General features: G+C 35.4%; 18 protein-coding genes and 2 pseudogenes. 10 read left to right on the forward strand and 10 right to left on the reverse strand.

Annotation, left to right across the window (positions count from 1 at the left end; all coding sequences use genetic code 11):
- From J3U74_RS05685 to J3U74_RS05705, 5 genes are all read left to right on the forward strand, one after another.
- The coding region (locus tag J3U74_RS05685; protein WP_267337951.1) for a hypothetical protein at nt 1–199 on the forward strand (199 nt) is incomplete at its 5' end.
- Entirely contained in the window at nt 192–401 is a 210-nt protein-coding gene (locus J3U74_RS05690; protein WP_267328855.1) for a hypothetical protein, read from the forward strand. The genes J3U74_RS05685 and J3U74_RS05690, both read left to right, overlap by 8 nt.
- 34 nt (nt 402–435) lie before the next feature.
- A complete protein-coding gene (locus J3U74_RS05695; RefSeq protein ID WP_267337952.1) occupies nt 436–612 on the forward strand; it encodes a hypothetical protein in 177 nt (58 codons plus the stop codon).
- Between the two features lie 125 nt (nt 613–737).
- Nucleotides 738–938, forward strand: a complete 201-nt coding sequence (locus tag J3U74_RS05700) for a hypothetical protein (RefSeq protein ID WP_267329492.1) — start codon at nt 738–740, stop codon at nt 936–938.
- A gap of 131 nt (nt 939–1,069) precedes the next feature.
- A complete protein-coding gene (locus J3U74_RS05705; RefSeq protein WP_220217419.1) occupies nt 1,070–1,267 on the forward strand; it encodes a hypothetical protein in 198 nt (65 codons plus the stop codon).
- 188 nt (nt 1,268–1,455) lie between these two features.
- On the opposite strand, the gene J3U74_RS05710 is transcribed toward J3U74_RS05705, so the two are convergent.
- Entirely contained in the window at nt 1,456–2,601 is a 1,146-nt protein-coding gene (locus tag J3U74_RS05710; protein ID WP_267329493.1) for a glycerate kinase, read from the reverse strand.
- Between the two features lie 16 nt (nt 2,602–2,617).
- Nucleotides 2,618–3,919, reverse strand: coding sequence for a GntP family permease (locus J3U74_RS05715; RefSeq protein ID WP_267329494.1), 1,302 nt, complete (start codon nt 3,917–3,919; stop codon nt 2,618–2,620).
- Nucleotides 3,920–4,231: 312 nt separating this feature from the next.
- On the opposite strand from J3U74_RS05715, the gene yegQ reads away from it, so the two are divergent.
- Nucleotides 4,232–5,575 carry a tRNA 5-hydroxyuridine modification protein YegQ gene (gene yegQ, locus J3U74_RS05720; RefSeq protein WP_267329495.1) on the forward strand — a complete coding sequence of 448 codons (1,344 nt, stop codon included), beginning with the start codon at nt 4,232–4,234 and terminating at the stop codon, nt 5,573–5,575.
- Between the two features lie 45 nt (nt 5,576–5,620).
- On the opposite strand, the gene proA is transcribed toward yegQ, so the two are convergent.
- The 8 genes and pseudogenes from proA to gpt all read right to left on the reverse strand — a co-directional run bounded on the left by proA (nt 5,621) and on the right by gpt (nt 11,774).
- Nucleotides 5,621–6,874 carry a glutamate-5-semialdehyde dehydrogenase gene (gene proA / locus J3U74_RS05725; RefSeq protein WP_267329496.1) on the reverse strand — a complete coding sequence of 418 codons (1,254 nt, stop codon included), beginning with the start codon at nt 6,872–6,874 and terminating at the stop codon, nt 5,621–5,623.
- 594 nt (nt 6,875–7,468) lie between these two features.
- Entirely contained in the window at nt 7,469–7,885 is a 417-nt protein-coding gene (locus tag J3U74_RS05730; RefSeq protein ID WP_267329497.1) for a hypothetical protein, read from the reverse strand.
- Nucleotides 7,886–7,935: 50 nt separating this feature from the next.
- On the reverse strand, nt 7,936–8,205 hold the full coding sequence (locus J3U74_RS05735; RefSeq protein WP_220217413.1) for a hypothetical protein: 270 nt from the start codon (nt 8,203–8,205) through the stop codon (nt 7,936–7,938).
- A gap of 13 nt (nt 8,206–8,218) precedes the next feature.
- Nucleotides 8,219–8,346 (reverse strand): annotated as a pseudogene (locus tag J3U74_RS12545) (glutamate 5-kinase); the annotation flags it as partial.
- A 172-nt stretch (nt 8,347–8,518) separates the two neighbouring features.
- Nucleotides 8,519–8,809 (reverse strand): hypothetical protein, encoded by a 291-nt coding sequence (locus tag J3U74_RS05740; protein ID WP_267329498.1) that lies wholly within the window; start codon nt 8,807–8,809, stop codon nt 8,519–8,521.
- A 13-nt stretch (nt 8,810–8,822) separates the two neighbouring features.
- Nucleotides 8,823–9,932, reverse strand: coding sequence for a glutamate 5-kinase (proB, locus tag J3U74_RS05745; protein ID WP_267329499.1), 1,110 nt, complete (start codon nt 9,930–9,932; stop codon nt 8,823–8,825).
- A 19-nt stretch (nt 9,933–9,951) separates the two neighbouring features.
- On the reverse strand, nt 9,952–11,217 hold the full coding sequence (gene frsA / locus J3U74_RS05750) for an esterase FrsA (protein ID WP_267329500.1): 1,266 nt from the start codon (nt 11,215–11,217) through the stop codon (nt 9,952–9,954).
- 23 nt (nt 11,218–11,240) lie between these two features.
- Nucleotides 11,241–11,774 (reverse strand): xanthine phosphoribosyltransferase, encoded by a 534-nt coding sequence (gene gpt, locus J3U74_RS05755; protein WP_220217409.1) that lies wholly within the window; start codon nt 11,772–11,774, stop codon nt 11,241–11,243.
- A 150-nt stretch (nt 11,775–11,924) separates the two neighbouring features.
- Here gpt and J3U74_RS05760 point away from each other — a divergent pair, with 150 nt between their 5' ends.
- From J3U74_RS05760 to J3U74_RS05775, 4 genes and pseudogenes are all read left to right on the forward strand, one after another.
- Complete coding sequence (locus J3U74_RS05760; protein WP_267329501.1) at nt 11,925–13,391, forward strand: aminoacyl-histidine dipeptidase; 1,467 nt, start codon at nt 11,925–11,927, stop codon at nt 13,389–13,391.
- Between the two features lie 257 nt (nt 13,392–13,648).
- The gene (gene argC, locus J3U74_RS05765) at nt 13,649–14,659 is read left to right on the forward strand and encodes an N-acetyl-gamma-glutamyl-phosphate reductase (RefSeq protein ID WP_267329502.1); all 1,011 of its coding nucleotides are present in this window, start codon (nt 13,649–13,651) and stop codon (nt 14,657–14,659) included.
- A 72-nt stretch (nt 14,660–14,731) separates the two neighbouring features.
- Nucleotides 14,732–15,511, forward strand: a complete 780-nt coding sequence (gene argB, locus J3U74_RS05770) for an acetylglutamate kinase (RefSeq protein WP_267329503.1) — start codon at nt 14,732–14,734, stop codon at nt 15,509–15,511.
- Nucleotides 15,512–15,616: 105 nt separating this feature from the next.
- Nucleotides 15,617–16,834, forward strand: a pseudogene (locus J3U74_RS05775) (argininosuccinate synthase); the annotation flags it as partial.
- Nucleotides 16,835–17,068: the final 234 nt, after the last annotated feature.

Raw genomic sequence — 17,068 nt, forward strand, 5'->3', positions numbered from 1 at the left:
ACAATATAACGAGCTATCAATGAATAAGCCAACACAACGCTACTCACTTTATATATCGGAAGAGGGCATAAGATTTAACCGCACCGCCGGTGAAATTACAGCAACGGATGATAATTCAATGGTGCTGGCAAAACCTACGCATACAGAGAGCAAACCAATTTATACGCTTGAAGAATACAGAGGACTGGCTTATGCATAAAAACACGGCAGTTAATGAATTTATTAACAAGGTGATTGGTACAAAATGGGTAGATAGAGCATGTACTTTTAATGAAATGGATTGTTGGGGGGCTGGTGGTTCTTTATTATCGACATGTTTTAAGAATCCAACTAAAAACAATTACAGGTTATCAATCATAGAAAACGACAATTCAAAATTAAGCCATCCCAGAATCACTTAGAAACTGGAAACCATGTGAAAAGAGTAACAATGCAGTGTTTCTTGTTTATGTTGGTGATCTTCCGTCTCATGTGGGTGTTGTGATAGATACCCATATGTTGCACGCTAAAGGAAATGAAATTCAAGGCGGACAAGTTCAATATAACAAGCTGGAAGCAATAGAAAAAGCCTATACAAAAGTGGAGTACTACCAATATGCTGATATATCATAAAAACCCCAACGGACTGACCGAAAAAGAAATATATCAACTCGACACCTCTCTTTCACTTCTTCAAAATATTTGCAATAAATTTCCAAACGGCTTTGATAACAACATTACAGATGTCTAATTAAACAATGAAAAAAAATCCGCTTGATTATGATTTATCCAGAAAAGCGAGTGTTTTTGATAAAGTTGTCATTGTTAATCGTCACCAAGCGTCAGTCGTTGTTAGCCTAATTGTTGCTGTATTCGCCGCTGTTGTTGCATATGCATTAACACCAACACCAAAAATGCCAAATGCTATTGGGGAGCAGAAAGACAGTACTAATTTTTAACGCGATTAATACAATACTTAGAATTAACTTAGAATAAATTTCCTAGATGTCATTGATCAACAAATTCAGGCGTGGTACAAATATTAATCTATTATTCTAATGCTAACTTAAACTAATTATATAATCCGAATATGAGCTATTTTAACTATCATGCAAAAGCAAAAAAATTAATCAATGAAGGCTTTTTGGTGCGCTATGAATTTGTTGATAATTGGAATGGTATTAAACCAGCTTTAGTGTTGTATTTCGAAAATGCTAAACCTATGCCAATTCGAGAATACCGTTGGAATGAATATCTACCATTAATTTATAAAGATGATTCGTTATAGCGTTTAATAATCAAACGTGTTTTAATTGATTATTGCTTTTTTGCTTAATCTATCATTTGTCATCAATTAAATAATGTTTTTAGTTTTATTAATTATTTTAAAAATAACAAATCTTTCGTTTGTCCTTATCGAATGGGTAATAGTACGATGTTGCGTATTATTACCCATGAAAACTAATCGCTTTAGTTTTATGTTTGGCTAATTTTGATTAAACGAGCAATATTTTCACTTGTTTGCTCAATATTTTTAAAGCCGTTTAATAAGAGTTCTTCAATTGGTGATGCGGAAGGAATAATACCGAAAATTGCATCAATTCCATTTGGATAGAGCTCTTCAATATTTTTCCCGATAGTCCCCGCTAGTGCAATCACTGGCACATTTTGCGCTTTAGCAACTTGCGCAACACCATAAGGTGTTTTACCAAATTTAGTTTGATAATCAATGCCGCCTTCTCCTGTAAAACAAAAATCAGCACCTTTTAATTTTTGGCGTAGTTCACTGTAATGGATAACAATGTCGATTCCTTTTTGCATTTTACTGTTTGTAAATGCCATTAAACCTGCACCAAGCCCGCCGGCAGCACCTGCACCGGGAATCGTTGCTACATCTTTACCTAGCTGTGATTTAATGATTGAAGCATAATGTTGTAAATTCTGATCTAATTGTTTAACCATTTCAGCCGTCGCCCCTTTTTGTGGACCAAATACGCAAGATGCGCCTTTTTCGCCACATAATGGGTTGCTTACATCACTGGCAACAATGATTTCGATATTGCGTAAAAGTGGGTTAACTTCCATTATGTCTATTTTGGCTAATTTACCCAATGCACCACCACCTTTAGGCAGTTCTTTACCTTCATTATCATAAAATTTTATACCCAATGCTTGAGCCATTCCTGCTCCACCGTCATTAGTCGCACTTCCACCGATACCCAGTATAATTTTTTTAACGCCATGTTTTAGGCATTCAATGATTAATTCTCCGGTGCCGAAGGTTGTAGTAATGAGTGGATTGCGTTTTGTTTTTGGCACAAGATGAATCCCACTAGCGCTTGCCATTTCAATGACGGCGGTAGTTTTATCTCCTAAAATTCCATAATGAGCTGTGATTTTATCACCTAGGGGACTGGTGACTTGGCAAGCGTGTAATGTTCCATTTGTGGCATCAACTAAAGATTGAGTGGTTCCTTCACCACCATCAGCCATGGGAACATGGATAAATTTTGCATCAGGGAACACTTTTTTTAATCCGGACTCCATTGCTTGGCAAACCGCTTTAGCGGTCAAACACTCTTTAAAAGAATCGGGTGCAAGTACAAATGTTTTGTGTTTCATAATATTATTCCTGATATTAATAAATAAATGCGTAGAAAATTGTTGCAACTAATGTCATTGTTCCACCAACAAGCGCCTCATAGGGAATCAGCTTCATCCGTTGTTTTATTGACATGTTCATGCTATTGGCTGTGACATGGAAATAGTTGCCCTGTGGTAAGGAGTCAATAACTGTAGCGCCTGTGTGCATCATCACGGCAGCACTAATTGTTGGAACGCCCATATCCATAATGGTTGTCCCAAAAGCGCCGGTTGCAATAATGACGCCTGTTGATGTCGAAGCTGTAGCGGCTGCCATTAAAGTTCCCGAAATGGGGGATAAATAGTAACCTGAAATACCCATTGATTCGATCATTGCTATAACTTGACTGGCTAAATTTGATGATGCGATTAATCCAGCGATTGCACCTGCACCAATTAAAATTAGTACGGTTGGTGTCATTTTTTCAATTCCAGATTTGGTAAATAAAATAATTTTGCTCTGTTGTCCCATTGCTAGCATGCCAATCATTCCAGCGAGTGGCAATATAAATAATGCGTCTATTTTTAAATTGGCAAGGAATTGAATATGTAAAATATTACCGATAGGGTTAAGCATTAATAATAAAATTGCCGTGGCCGGTGCCACAATCGCTTTCGCTAATGATGGGGTGTCTAATTTATCTTGCTCTTGATTTTTTAATGCCATGACTTCTTGATTTGTAATTGTGTCACTTTTATTTTTAATCAAAGAAGCGATCAGTACTGTTGCTAATAGTCCAAATAGTGCCGGTAAAAAGCCTGCAATCATGACATCGCTTAAGCTTAAATTAAATCCATTAGCAACGGCAATGGTATTGGGATTGGGTGAAATAATGTTTCCTGCTTTTCCGCCACCGGATAAGGCTAATAACAGCGCTAAACGAGATATCTTCATTTTATTGCCAACAGATAGCGCAATTGGTGCAACAATTAAAACAGCAACCGGTATAAACACCCCTGAAGCCGTAATAATGCCAGTTGCTAAGGCTAAAGCTAGCAGTGCTTTTTTTTCACCTAATTTTTTTACAACAGCTTGTGCTATTGTTTCAGCAGCACCGGATTCCATCATCACACCAGCAAGGATGCCGGCAGCTAGTACCCGTATCACTGTGCCCATGATGCTTTGTGTTCCGTTAGTTAAAATTGCAACAGTTTGAATTAAATTCGCCCCGCCAATAAATGCTCCAATGATAGCGCCAAAGAATAATGAGTAGACCGGATTTATGCCCCTTAAAATTAACAATATAGCCAGGAATAATCCAATCAGCGCACCATACCAGTTAATCAGTTCTGACATTTGTTTTCTCCTCAACAATATAATTACAATAAATTTTGTGTATAAAATAATTAATGCTTGGATTTGTTATTAACTTTATGCGTTTAGTTAAAATACATAAAAAATTTTTGATACAACTGAATATTGTGAATTGATGTGAGTATTGTCATACTTTAATGTAAAAATCGTTTTCTTTACATCGAACATTTGTGATGTTTTTGGCATTTTTAAATATATTTGCCAAGCACAATGCTAAAGCGTAAAATGCCCAACTTATTTTGCTTAACCTATTACTAATAAGTAATACTGACTTGAAATCAGAGGCATTTTTTAATGACAAACTTGTATACAAAACCAGAGTTACTTTCTCCTGCTGGTTCTCTTAAAAATATGCGTTATGCTTTTGCATATGGCGCTGATGCTGTTTATGCAGGGCAACCACGTTATAGTCTACGTGTTCGCAATAACGAATTTAATCATGAAAATCTCGCTATCGGGATTAATGAGGCGCATGCTCAAGGTAAAAAGTTTTATGTTGTAGTAAACATTGCGCCGCATAACTCAAAGCTTAAAACGTTTATCCGTGATTTAGAACCGATTGTCAATATGAAACCGGACGCTTTTATTATGTCAGATCCTGGTTTAATTATGCTAGTTCGGGAACATTTTCCTGAAATGGAAATTCATTTATCGGTACAATCCAATGCAGTAAATTGGGCGACAGTTAAATTTTGGCACAAAATGGGTTTAACCCGAGTGGTGTTATCCCGTGAGTTATCGCTTGATGAGATTGCTGAGATACGAGAAAAAGTTCCGGAAATGGAATTAGAAGTGTTTATTCATGGTGCGCTTTGCATGGCTTATTCTGGCCGTTGTTTATTATCGGGTTATATTAACAAACGTGATTCAAACCAAGGTACGTGCACTAACGCTTGTCGCTGGGAGTATAAAGTTGCTGAAGGTAAAGAAGATGAAGTAGGGCAGATTGTCCATAAATGTGAACCTATACCGGTACAACAAGTTGAACCCACTTTAGGCATTGGTCCAACAACTGATAAAGTATTTATGCTCGAAGAATCCGGTCGACCGGGTGAATATATGCAAGCTTTTGAAGATGAGCATGGTACTTATATCATGAATTCTAAAGATTTAAGAGCTGTTGAATTAGTGGAAGATTTAACAAAAATCGGTGTTCATTCTTTGAAAATTGAAGGTAGGACTAAATCTTACTATTATTGTGCCAGAACAGCACAAGTTTATCGACAAGCAATTGATGCGGCATGCGAAGGCAAACCTTTTGATCCGCATTTGTTAGCTGAACTTGATTCATTGGCTCATCGAGGATATACCGAAGGCTTTTTGCGTCGTCATAAGCATGAAGATATGCAAAATTATGTGCATAGCCATTCGGTTTCAGAACGACAACAGTTTGTTGGTGAGTTTAGCGGTGAGCGTTTAAATGGGTTAGCTGAAATTATTGTTAAAAATAAGTTTTCAGTGGGTGATAGTGTTGAAATGATGACGCCAAAAGGCAATATAACCTTTGTTATTGAACGAATGGAGAACAAAAAAGGTCAACCGGTGCCTGCCGGATTAGGTGACGGTCATATTGTTTACATCCCAATTCCTGAAGATATCGATTTAAATTATGCATTGTTGATGCGTAATTTTGACTAGATCAAGCCAAATAGCTGTTCGGCTTTGCCGAACAGTGTGCTAGATTCATTCTCGTATTAAATCATCACCAAAACCTATCCATTTATAGGTTGTTAATGCTTCAAGTCCCATTGGACCTCTGGCATGCAATTTTTGAGTACTGACCGCAACTTCGGCTCCTAACCCAAATTGTCCACCGTCAGTAAAACGTGTAGAGGCATTGACATAGACGGCTGCGGCATCAACTTGGTTAACAAATTGCTCAACTTTGGCTAAGTTACGGGTCAAAATAGATTCTGAATGGCCACTCCCATATTCTCTGATATGTTTTATTGCACAGTCAATTGAGTTTACCAACACCACATTGAGATCTTTTGAGAGCCATTCTTGGCGTAATTGTTCGTCACTGACCAGTTCGACTGTCGCTTCACCCGATTTTAATTGTTCATAAGCTTTTTTATCAGCATGTAAATTTACCTGATTATCAGCCATTGTTTGACTTAATTTAACTAAAAATTCCGGCGCAATGTTTTGATGAACTAACAGTGTTTCAACGGTATTACAAGTACTTGGGCGCTGAGTTTTAGCATTGACAATTATGGGTAGCGCTTTTTCTATATCGGCACTTTCATCAACAAAAATATGGCAGACGCCAATCCCACCGGTGATCACCGGAATTGTGGATTGCTCTCGACATAATTGATGTAATGCTGCTCCACCTCTTGGAATAATCATATCGACATATTTATCTAGTTTGAGTAACTCAGAGATATATTTACGATCAGGATTATCGATTGATTGAATGGCAGATTCAGGTAAGCCTGCTTGATTTAATGCTTGTTGAATAATCGATATGATAGCCGCATTAGTATTAACCGTTTCTTTTCCACCACGAAGTATCGCTGCATTACCTGTTTTTAAACAGAGAGCCGCAATATCTATAGTAACATTAGGGCGAGCTTCATAAATTACACCAATCACCCCTAGCGGTACTCTTTGGCGTTGTAACTTTAAACCACTTTCTAATGTTGAGCCATCAATAATTTGCCCAATAGGATCGGTTAAGGTGACAACTTTGCGAACATCATTGGCAATAGAGGATAGTCGCTCTGGAGTTAATAATAAACGATCAAGTATTGCCTCACTTAATCCTTGATTTTTTGCTATAGCAATATCTTTTTGATTAGCCTCTAAAATACTTTGAAAGCTTTGCTCCAATAAATCAGCAATACTAATTAAAGCCTGATTTTTGATTTTAGTTGGGCACTGTGCTAATTGATATGAGGCTTGTTTTGCTAACTTTCCAATTTGGTTTATCATTACTTAACCTTAATAGATTTTACTCTCAACTGTGTTTGACAGAATACAGATTCTCTAACAAATAATTTATCTAATGATATTATACAGGTTATCCCACTCTAATCCTTATTAATAAAACCTATATAATAATTAATAGATTTAAAAAGGTAAGCGCTGTCACTTTAAACAAATTTTGCTAATAGGAATCAATTTATTCCAACAATAATGTATTTTTCAGGTGATTGTCAATTATGAAGCTTAAAAGCAAGCAGAGATAAGAAGGTATTTGATGTAAAAAAGAAGCCAATATAGCAAGTAAACAAATTTATCTGTTATAAAGGCTGTAAAATATGTTAATAAAGTACTCAAATTTGATCATCTATCGCTAATTTACACAATAGTTCTCAATACTCATTAGGTAACTTTTTAATTATGTTTTATTGATAAGCTGCAACCATTAGTTAAATATTTAAATTCATGATCTATATCATTCAATAATAATTAATTTCAATTACAGCATTGGCAATATATTATAAATTCATAAAATAAACTTTTAAATTAATAAAAAAGGTATGGCAAAGATCCCTTTTTTGCATAAAATTATAATTTTATAGTTTATTTTTCTTTATCTTTCAAGATGATATGTAAAGTGCTTAAAAGCTTCTCTTTTTCCGCGACTTCCATAACTGATAAAGGTATCTTTACAGTGTATTGCTTGTTACTAATTTTATTTATGTAATTGATTATCACTTTATTATTTTTATAACTAACTGATGTGATTTCCTTAAAAAGTATACTTATACTACTTCTTATTGGAGCTGCAGGTCGATAAGTAATAAAATCTTCTCCAATTGAAATATAAACCAATTTGTATTGCCAAAAAGCACGAATAACTAGGATTATGGGCAATCCTAAACTTATCTTTAGCTCATCAGGTAAAGACAAAGCAACAAACAAAGTAACAATACTTAATATAATTAACAGTACGACGTGTCGTCTGGCATGAAAACATTTTATATTTTGAGAGTCCATTCATGTCCTTAAAATTAATATCCAATTTTCTATAAATTACGTTTTTCTTCTCATATTTTTTCATCAACTTTGTTAATTATTTTTCTTCCACCAAAAACCCCTATTAAACCTAAAGGGATAAAGGGTATACTGCCAATAATAATAAAAATACTCGCTATTTTTTGATGATATCTTGCAAATAAAATACCTAATGTACTAATTAACGCAGATATTATTACATACGGTAATATTATTCGATAACTTGAGTTGTATAGTGAATTCGAGTAAATAATTAATACACCAAACCAGTTGGCTATTACACCACCTATAGCCAGTTCCATTTTAACCTCCTTATTATTTGATAATCATATCATTCCAATGTATGGCTACAGAGCCATATTCATAGCTAATAATTTGACTAATTTCTTGTGAGTGATGTCCTGCTATTTGTTTAGAACATCACTATTATAACGGCTTACACCTCGTTAGATTTGTTTTTCTGACCTGAACTTATATTTAGGTTATTTGGTAAAGACAAAGAAACGAACAAAATAATTATACTTAATAGAATAAACGGTATGACATGTCGTCGAGCATGAAAACATTTTATGTTTTGGAGTCCATTCATAACCTTAAAATTAATATCCTATTTATCTAAAAATCACGTCTTTCTTCTAATGATTTTTCATTAGCTTTGTTAATTATTTTTCTTCCACCAAAAATCCCTATTAAACCTAAAGGGACAAAGAGTATACTGCCAATAATAATTAAAATACCTGCTAATTTTTGATTATTTCCTGCAAATAAAATACCTAGAGTACTTATTAATGCAGATATTATTGTGTACGGTAATAATATTTGATAACCTAATTCATTTAGTGAATTCAAGTAAACAATTAATACACCAAACCAGTTGGCTATTACACCACCTATAGCTAGTCCCATTTTAACCTCCTTATTATTTGATAATCATATCATTCCGATGTACGGCTACAGAGCCATATTCATAGCCAATAATTTGACTAATTTCTTGTGAGTGATGTCCTGCTATTTGTTTTAGCGCATCACTATTATAACGGCTTACACCTCGTGCGATTTGTTTTCCTGATTTATCACAGATGTTTATTACTTCTCCCCGTGAAAAATCTTTTTCAACCGCTATAATTCCTTTTGGTAATAGCGAACTACCATTATTTAAAATAGCATTTATAGCACCGTCATCAAGCAACACCTTCCCTGCATTAGGTGCACCATATAGCCAATGTTTTCGATGCTCTAATGGGGTTTTCTGTGGTAAAAAACGCGTGCCCACCGATTGATTATTGACTGCATCAATAATCACATTTTCTTTATTCCCTGCTGCAATTATTACTTCTATTCCTGCACTACCTGCTACTTCAGCTGCTTGAATTTTTGTGCTCATACCGCCGGTTCCCAGCCCTGAAACACTATCACCAGCTATGTTTCGTAAACTCTCATCAATATGAGAAACTTCTTTTATTAATTGAGCATTGGTATCAGATCTTGGATCGGCAGTATATAATCCTTCAATATCTGTCAGTAATATGAGTTTATCGGCTTCAGCTAAAATTGCCGCTAGTGCTGATAGGTTATCATTATCACCCACTTTAATTTCGGCTGTAGCTACAGCGTCATTTTCATTGATAACAGGTACAATATGATTATCTAGCATCGCTTTTAGTACATCTTGTGCATTTAAAAAGCGTTCACGATCCTCTAAGTCAGCTCGTGTCAGTAACATTTGTCCAATAAAAATTTTATATATTGAAAACAACTGTTCCCAAAGCTGGATAAGTTTACTTTGACCAACAGAAGCAAGTAATTGTTTTGATGCTACAGTATTTGGAAGGCTAGGGAAGTTTAGATACTCTCGACCAGCAGCAATTGCTCCCGATGTAACTATAATAATTTTGTGACCAATTTGATGTAAATAAGAGCATTGCCGAATCAGTTCAACTATTCGAGCACGATCTAGCTGTTTAGTTCCACCAGTTAAAACACTGGTACCTAACTTAATAACGACAGTTTGCTTTTTTTTATTAGTCATAGCAATAATCTTATTTAAATCATCTATTACAAATAGATTCCATCCATTTGACTGATTGAGTTAAAGCGTTTTGTAAGCCTTTTTGTAACGGTGTTTTAGGAATAGTCACAATTTTGCTTAACTTTGAAGATTGGATTAATTTTGCTTCAGTTAAATTACTCAACTTATCCTCTTCAAAGATGACATTCATGATTGGCACAGGACAACAATGAGTTAATAAACCCTGATTTTTTAAAGAAAAGTAATTTAATTCAGCTGCTAACTGCTGATTTGATACTGATGTTAAACCTAAACGACAAGCTAACATATCTTTGTAACAATTTGGTAGATTTTGTTGTAAGGCTTTATCAACAAATATTTGATGCACAAAAGGTGTGAAGTTGAAAAGTCCCTTTATTTTATTTGGCATCAAATAAGCAAGACGTGTTGCAATGTGTGAACCAAAACGGAATCCTGCAACAATTACACGATTGCTATCGACCCAAGGTACTGTCGCTAGTTGTTCAATTATTGCTTGATGAATTTGGCTACTATTTTGAGTTAATACAAAATTTCGACTAAAGCCTACTGTTGGCAAATCTACTGTTAGCATTGCAAAACCTTGTGGAGCTAAGTATTCACTAAAGTAGCGATAATAGTCGATTTGTAAATTACCTAATGCATTACAGACTAACACGACAGGGCATACGCCATCACAGTTTTCGGGTAAATGTAAAAATGTTTTAACACTGCGATTTTCAACTTTAAATTCAATCTGTTTTGTTGTGTAAGGCGAAAACTCAAGTGCCTTTAGATAAGATTGATATGCACAAGTTTGGGCATACATCGCCAGTTCGTCATTTTTAAAATGCGGATAGCTCGCAATACTTGAATATTCACTGGCTATTAAAAAATAATCATGTAATTTTTTTCTATCTTCATCAGTCAGCGTTGCCAGATCGAAACTATCTGCTTTAGCTTGCCATTCGGCTGCTTGGTTTAAAAATTCATAAATCCAATTACCTGGTTGATACCCAATGACTGAATCAAGCCATTTATCATTGGTGTGACGTTTGGTTGAAGCAGCGATCTTAGATAACACGGCTTCAATTTCTAATTTGGGTAAACCACGCCAGAACCATAAAATAGGGTTGATGATTCGGTACCATCTGGAATCAACATCCCCGTCAAGCGGACTTATGCTACTACCGTTACTACTGTCTAACCGATTGATCAGTGATGATGTTTCTGGATAATCATACTGTGGTTTAAATATTTTTTCAGATAAATTTTCGGTAGTAGCCATAATGATGATTGATTCCTTGTTGACTATTTATGATCGCTGATTGGTTTTACAAACATAACACCTGTGTCCCAAGGTTGTTCAATCCATGTATCTTGATCAATATCAACAATATAATCATCGACTAATGGTTTGCCGGCTGGTTTGGCAAAAATTGTAACAAAACGTGCTTTAGGGTACATATCACGAATTGTATGTGCGGTGCTACCTGTATCGACTAAATCATCAACAACAATAAAGCCTTCACCGTCGCCATTAGCTTGTTTAAGAATTAATTTTTCACGTTGATGATCATGGTCATAACTTGAAATACATACAGTATCAACATAACGGATACTTAATTCACGAGCTAAAATTGCTGCTGGAACTAAACCACCGCGGCTAACGGCAATAATGCCTTTCCATTGATTAGCGGGTAATAGACGTTTAGAGAGTTGGCGCCCGTAGGCTTGTAGCATTTCCCAAGTGACAGTGAATTTTTCTTTTTCAGCAATAAGCTCTGCTTTGTGCTGTTTTTTTGCTTGAATTTCGTCTTCTGTTAATGTTTGTTCTATTGACATGAGTAACCTGCAATTTTAATCGAATTTACGATTTTAATAAATTAATATTAATGGACTAGAAATAGATGTAAAATTGCACCTTATTATAGAGTGATTAGACAAAAAAAACCACTCATTAATTTATTAGCTATCTAATATTGAGGATAAAATATGCTTTCACACTTAAATCCAAAATTTGTTTGGCAGATCTTTAACGATATTTGTAAAATTCCACACCCTTCTCATTATGAGCAAATGATAACTAAATATATTGTTGATTTTGCCATTTCTCATCATATTGAACATAAGATCGATAAAGCAGGTAATATTTTATTAACTAAATCTGCCACCAAAGGTATGGAAAATTGTCCTTCAATTGCCTTACAAGCTCATATGGATATGGTACCGCAAAAAAATGAAGGAACTAACCATGACTTTTTTACCGATCCTATTAATGCTTACGTTGACGGTGAATGGGTTAAAGCAAAAGGTACAACGTTAGGCGCAGATAATGGTGTCGGGCTAGCCTCTGCATTGGCTGTATTAATCGATCCTGCTGTTGAACATGGGCCAATTGAAGTGTTAGTCACCACATCAGAAGAGACAGGTATGCATGGTGCATTTGGTTTGCAACCTAATTGGTTAAAAAGTCAGTTTTTAATTAATACTGATTCTGAAGATGAAGGCGAAATATTTACCGGTTGTGCTGGTGGTGTTGATTTTACGACAACTTTTGCTGTGACTTATGCCGTAATGCCGGAAAAACATGATTGTTATATGCGCATTTCTCTTAAAGGCCTTAAAGGTGGTCACTCAGGCTGTGATATTCATCTAGGACGCGGAAATGCGATTAAACTAATGGCAAGATTTTTAGCTGAATATGCTCAAGATATCTCGTTTAGGTTAGCTGATATTCAAGGTGGCTCATTACGCAATGCGATTCCAAGAGAAGCATTTGTCGAAATCACACTAAGTAAAGAAGATTTACCTAAACTTAAGTCAATCATTGAACAGTATCAGCAAGTGTTACAAAATGAGTTTGGGCAGGTAGAACCATCATTATCAATTACGTTATCTGATGTTGAATCGGACAAAATTAAACGTGTTTTAACTACTGAACATCAAAATAAAATCATTAATTGGTTGAATGCAGCGCCTAATGGCGTGATTCGCATGAGTAATCAAATTCATGGTGTTGTTGAAACTTCATTGAATTTAGGTATTTTAAATATTTTAGATAATCAACTTAATGTTCATTTCTTGATTCGATCTCAGGTTGATAGTAATAAAGATGCCGTTGTTTCTACATTGGTTTCGCTTAGTCAATTGGTCAATGCTAATTATGAAATTAGTGGTGGTTATTCCGGTTGGGAACCAAATTTGAATTCGACCCTTTTACAATTGGCTAAAGATAAATATCAAGAAATTTTCTCTCAAAAAGCGAAAATAATGGTTATTCATGCAGGTTTAGAGTGTGGTTTATTTAAAAAATCTTATCCGGATATGGATATGATTTCGATTGGACCAACAATTGTATCGCCTCATTCTCCTGATGAGAAAGTGAATATTCAAAGTGTTTATCGTTATTGGGAGCTACTTATTGCGATATTAAAATCAGCCAGTCTTTTGAAAAAATAACCTTGTACTTCCAACCTGCTGAATTTTCAGCAGGTTGATATCTTTTTAAACTCATAAAAAGATTCCCATAATTAATATCAACGTTATCTGAGTTGCTCATAATAATGTTGCTTATGATAAAAATCGTTTATCATCTATAACACAACAAAGTGAAAATAAATTCATTAAAAGTGAATAAAAATTCAATTTGTGCTTGTATTTATTTTCTAAATGACCTACTATATCTTAATAATTATTAAAGAAAGATAAGGAATAGTATGTTAAAAGCAATAATTGTTGGAGCGAGTGGTTATGCAGGTGCTAAATTAGCTTATTATTTAAAGAAGCACCCAAATGTCGAACTGGTCGCATTGACGGTATCAGAAAATAGTCAAGATGGCGGTAAGCTACTTTCTAATTATGACTTATACCCACAATTAAAAGGTGTCGTTGATTTACCTTTAATTGCCACTAAAGACTACACTTCGCTCATTAAAGATATCGATATTGTTTTTTTAGCAACTGAACATTCAGTTAGTCATGATATCGCGCCTTTTTTCTTATCGCAGGGTTGCACTGTTTTTGACTTGTCGGGCGCTTTTCGGGTCAATTCTTCCTCTTTTTATACTGAATTTTATGGCTTTACACATAAGCATCAAGAGTGGTTAGAAAAAGCAGTATATGGATTAGCGGAGTGGAATTTCGAAGCAATTAAACAAGCGCAATTGATAGCCGTTCCGGGCTGTTATCCTACCGCCTCACAATTACCTTTAAAGCCTTTACTTGAAGAAGATTTACTCGATAAAACGCAATGGCCAATCATTAATGCCATAAGTGGGGTAAGTGGTGCCGGGCGCAAACCTTCACATAATAATTTGTTTTGCGAAGTGAGTTTGCATGCTTATGGATTATTTACTCATCGTCATCAACCTGAAATTGCTACCCATTTAGGGCAAGACGTTATCTTTACCCCGCATCTTGGTAGTTTTAAACAAGGTATCCATGCAACAATCAATTGTAAAGTAAAAGAAGGGGTGACATCTGACGATGTTCTTGGGGCATTAAATAAATATTATGACAATAAACCCTTTATCCGGGTTTATCAAAAAGATTGGCCAGCTTTAAAAGCCGTTGTCGATTTGCCATATTGCGATATTGGATTTGTTTTAAAAGGGCGCCATTTAATTTTAATTTCTGTTGAGGATAATTTGTTAAAAGGGGCTGCTGCACAGGCAGTGCAATGTATGAATATTCGATTCGGGTTTGATGAAACAACATCGCTGTTATAAAGGTAGCTGATAGTAAATGTTAAATTCAAACAAAATGTGATTAACGATAACCCAAACTAATAGGAAATTGAAATGAAACCATTAATTATCAAACTTGGTGGCGTGTTGCTCGATAATCAAGATGCTTTAAGTAAGTTATTTGTTGTTATTGGTGAATATAAAAAGCGTTTTGCACGCCCGCTGATTATTGTTCATGGTGGTGGTAGCCTGGTTGATTCTTTAATGGATCGTTTATCAATGCCAGTTGTTCGGCGAAATGGGTTGCGTGTGACACCAGCAGATCAAATTGATGTGATAGTTGGTAGCCTTGCAGGAAGTGCCAATACAAAGCTTCTTTCAGAAGCTAAAAAACAACAAATTCCAAGTGTTGGGCTCTGTTTAGCTGACGGTAATAGCGTGAAAGTTAAACAGATTTCAGAAGAGTTAGGTTATGTTGGTCAAGCTGATGCGGGGGATGCGACTTTAGTCAATCTGCTTATTGATCATGGCTATTTACCAATTATGAGTTCTATCGGCATTACCGAAGAAGGAAAAATGATGAATGTTAATGCCGACCATGCTGCTGTTGCTTTAGCAAAAACATTAGATGCAGATTTGATTCTTCTGTCAGATGTTGTAGGTGTATTAGATCAGAATAAAAAACTTATCGAATCATTAACCCAGTCACAGGCGGATCAGTTAATCGCTAGCGGCGTGATTACAGATGGCATGATAGTTAAGGTAAATTCTGCATTTGAAGCCGCTAAATCATTAGGAAGATCAATTGATATAGCAAGTTGGAAAGAAGCTGATAAGCTTGAAGAATTATTTAATGGTAAATCAGGAATAACCGGCACAAGAATTATTGCTTAAATATAAATCAACCAGTATATTAAACTGATAATTTATATTTATAAATTGACACAAAAAATCTTTAACGCATTTAACTATCGAAAGTTAATTTAGAAAGGGTATATCATGAAAAAAAGTGGAACTAAAAAGGTTGTATTAGCCTATTCAGGTGGTTTGGATACATCAGCAATCATTCCTTGGTTGAAAGAAAATTACGGTGGTTGTGAAGTGTATGCTTTAGTGGCAAATGTTGGGCAAGATCCCAAAGAGCTCAAAGATGTAGAAAAGAAAGCTAAAGCATCGGGCGCGGTTGCTTGTAAAGTTGTTGATCTACGAGAAGAGTTTGTTAAAGATTATGTTTACCCTGTATTAAAAACCGGCGCTTTATACGAAGGAACTTATTATCTCGGAACATCAATGGCTCGCCCAATTATTGCTAAGGCTCAAGTTGAATATGCTTTAGAGGTTGGGGCTGACACACTTTGCCATGGCGCAACCGGAAAAGGTAATGATCAAGTTCGTTTTGAAACAACTTATACGGCACTTGCTCCACAACTTAAAGTTATTGCTCCTTGGCGTGAATGGGATTTGCGTTCGCGAGAGGCTTTAATTGATTATCTAAAAGTCCGTAAAATACCAACTACTGCAACCGTTGAAAAAATCTATAGTCGTGATGAAAATGCATGGCATATCTCAACTGAAGGTGGAGTGCTTGAAAGTACATGGAATCAAGCTAATTCTGATTGTTGGGCGTGGACTGTATCGCCGGAAGATGCACCAAATAAACCGGAGTTTGTCACTATTGGAATCGAAAAAGGGGAAGTTGTTTCAGTTAATGGTAAAAAACTTTCGCCATATAACTGTGTTGCAACACTCAACAAAATTGGTGCAAAACATGGTGTAGGTCGGGTTGATATCATTGAAAATCGTTTAGTCGGTATTAAATCTCGTGGTTGTTATGAAACTCCGGGTGGTACTATTATGATGACCGCATTACGTGGTTTAGAGCAGTTAATTTTAGATCGTGACAGCTTTAAATGGCGTGAACAATTAGGTATTGAAATGGCTTATGTGGTTTATGATGGTCGTTGGTTTGCGCCATATCGCCGTTCAATTCAAGCTGCAGCCGACGTTCTTGCAGAAGATATGACCGGTGAAGTCGTCATCAAACTTTATAAAGGTAATGCAACTGCTGTTCAGAAAAAATCGCCAAATAGTTTATATAATGAAGAATTTGCGACTTTTGGTGAAGATGAGGTTTATGATCATAGTCACGCAGGTGGTTTTATTCGTCTATTCTCTTTATCATCACGAATTCGTGCCTTAAATGAAGAAAAGAAAAAACAACCGGCAAAAAAAGCGGTAAGCAAAAGCGTGAAAACCGATTCTAAAACGAAGACAACGACAAAAACGTCTGCTAAATCTAAGTCTGTAAGTAAAACTAAAAAGTAATATTAAAACTTTTTAGTGTGCAACTTTAAATGATATATACAGGCATAGTCCTGTATATATTTCTTTTAACGTATCGAAACAATTTAGCATCAAAATCAGAATGAATAAAAGTTGATAATTACAATC

The organism is Gilliamella sp. B3892 (assembly GCF_026536305.1).
Classification (GTDB): domain Bacteria; phylum Pseudomonadota; class Gammaproteobacteria; order Enterobacterales; family Orbaceae; genus Gilliamella.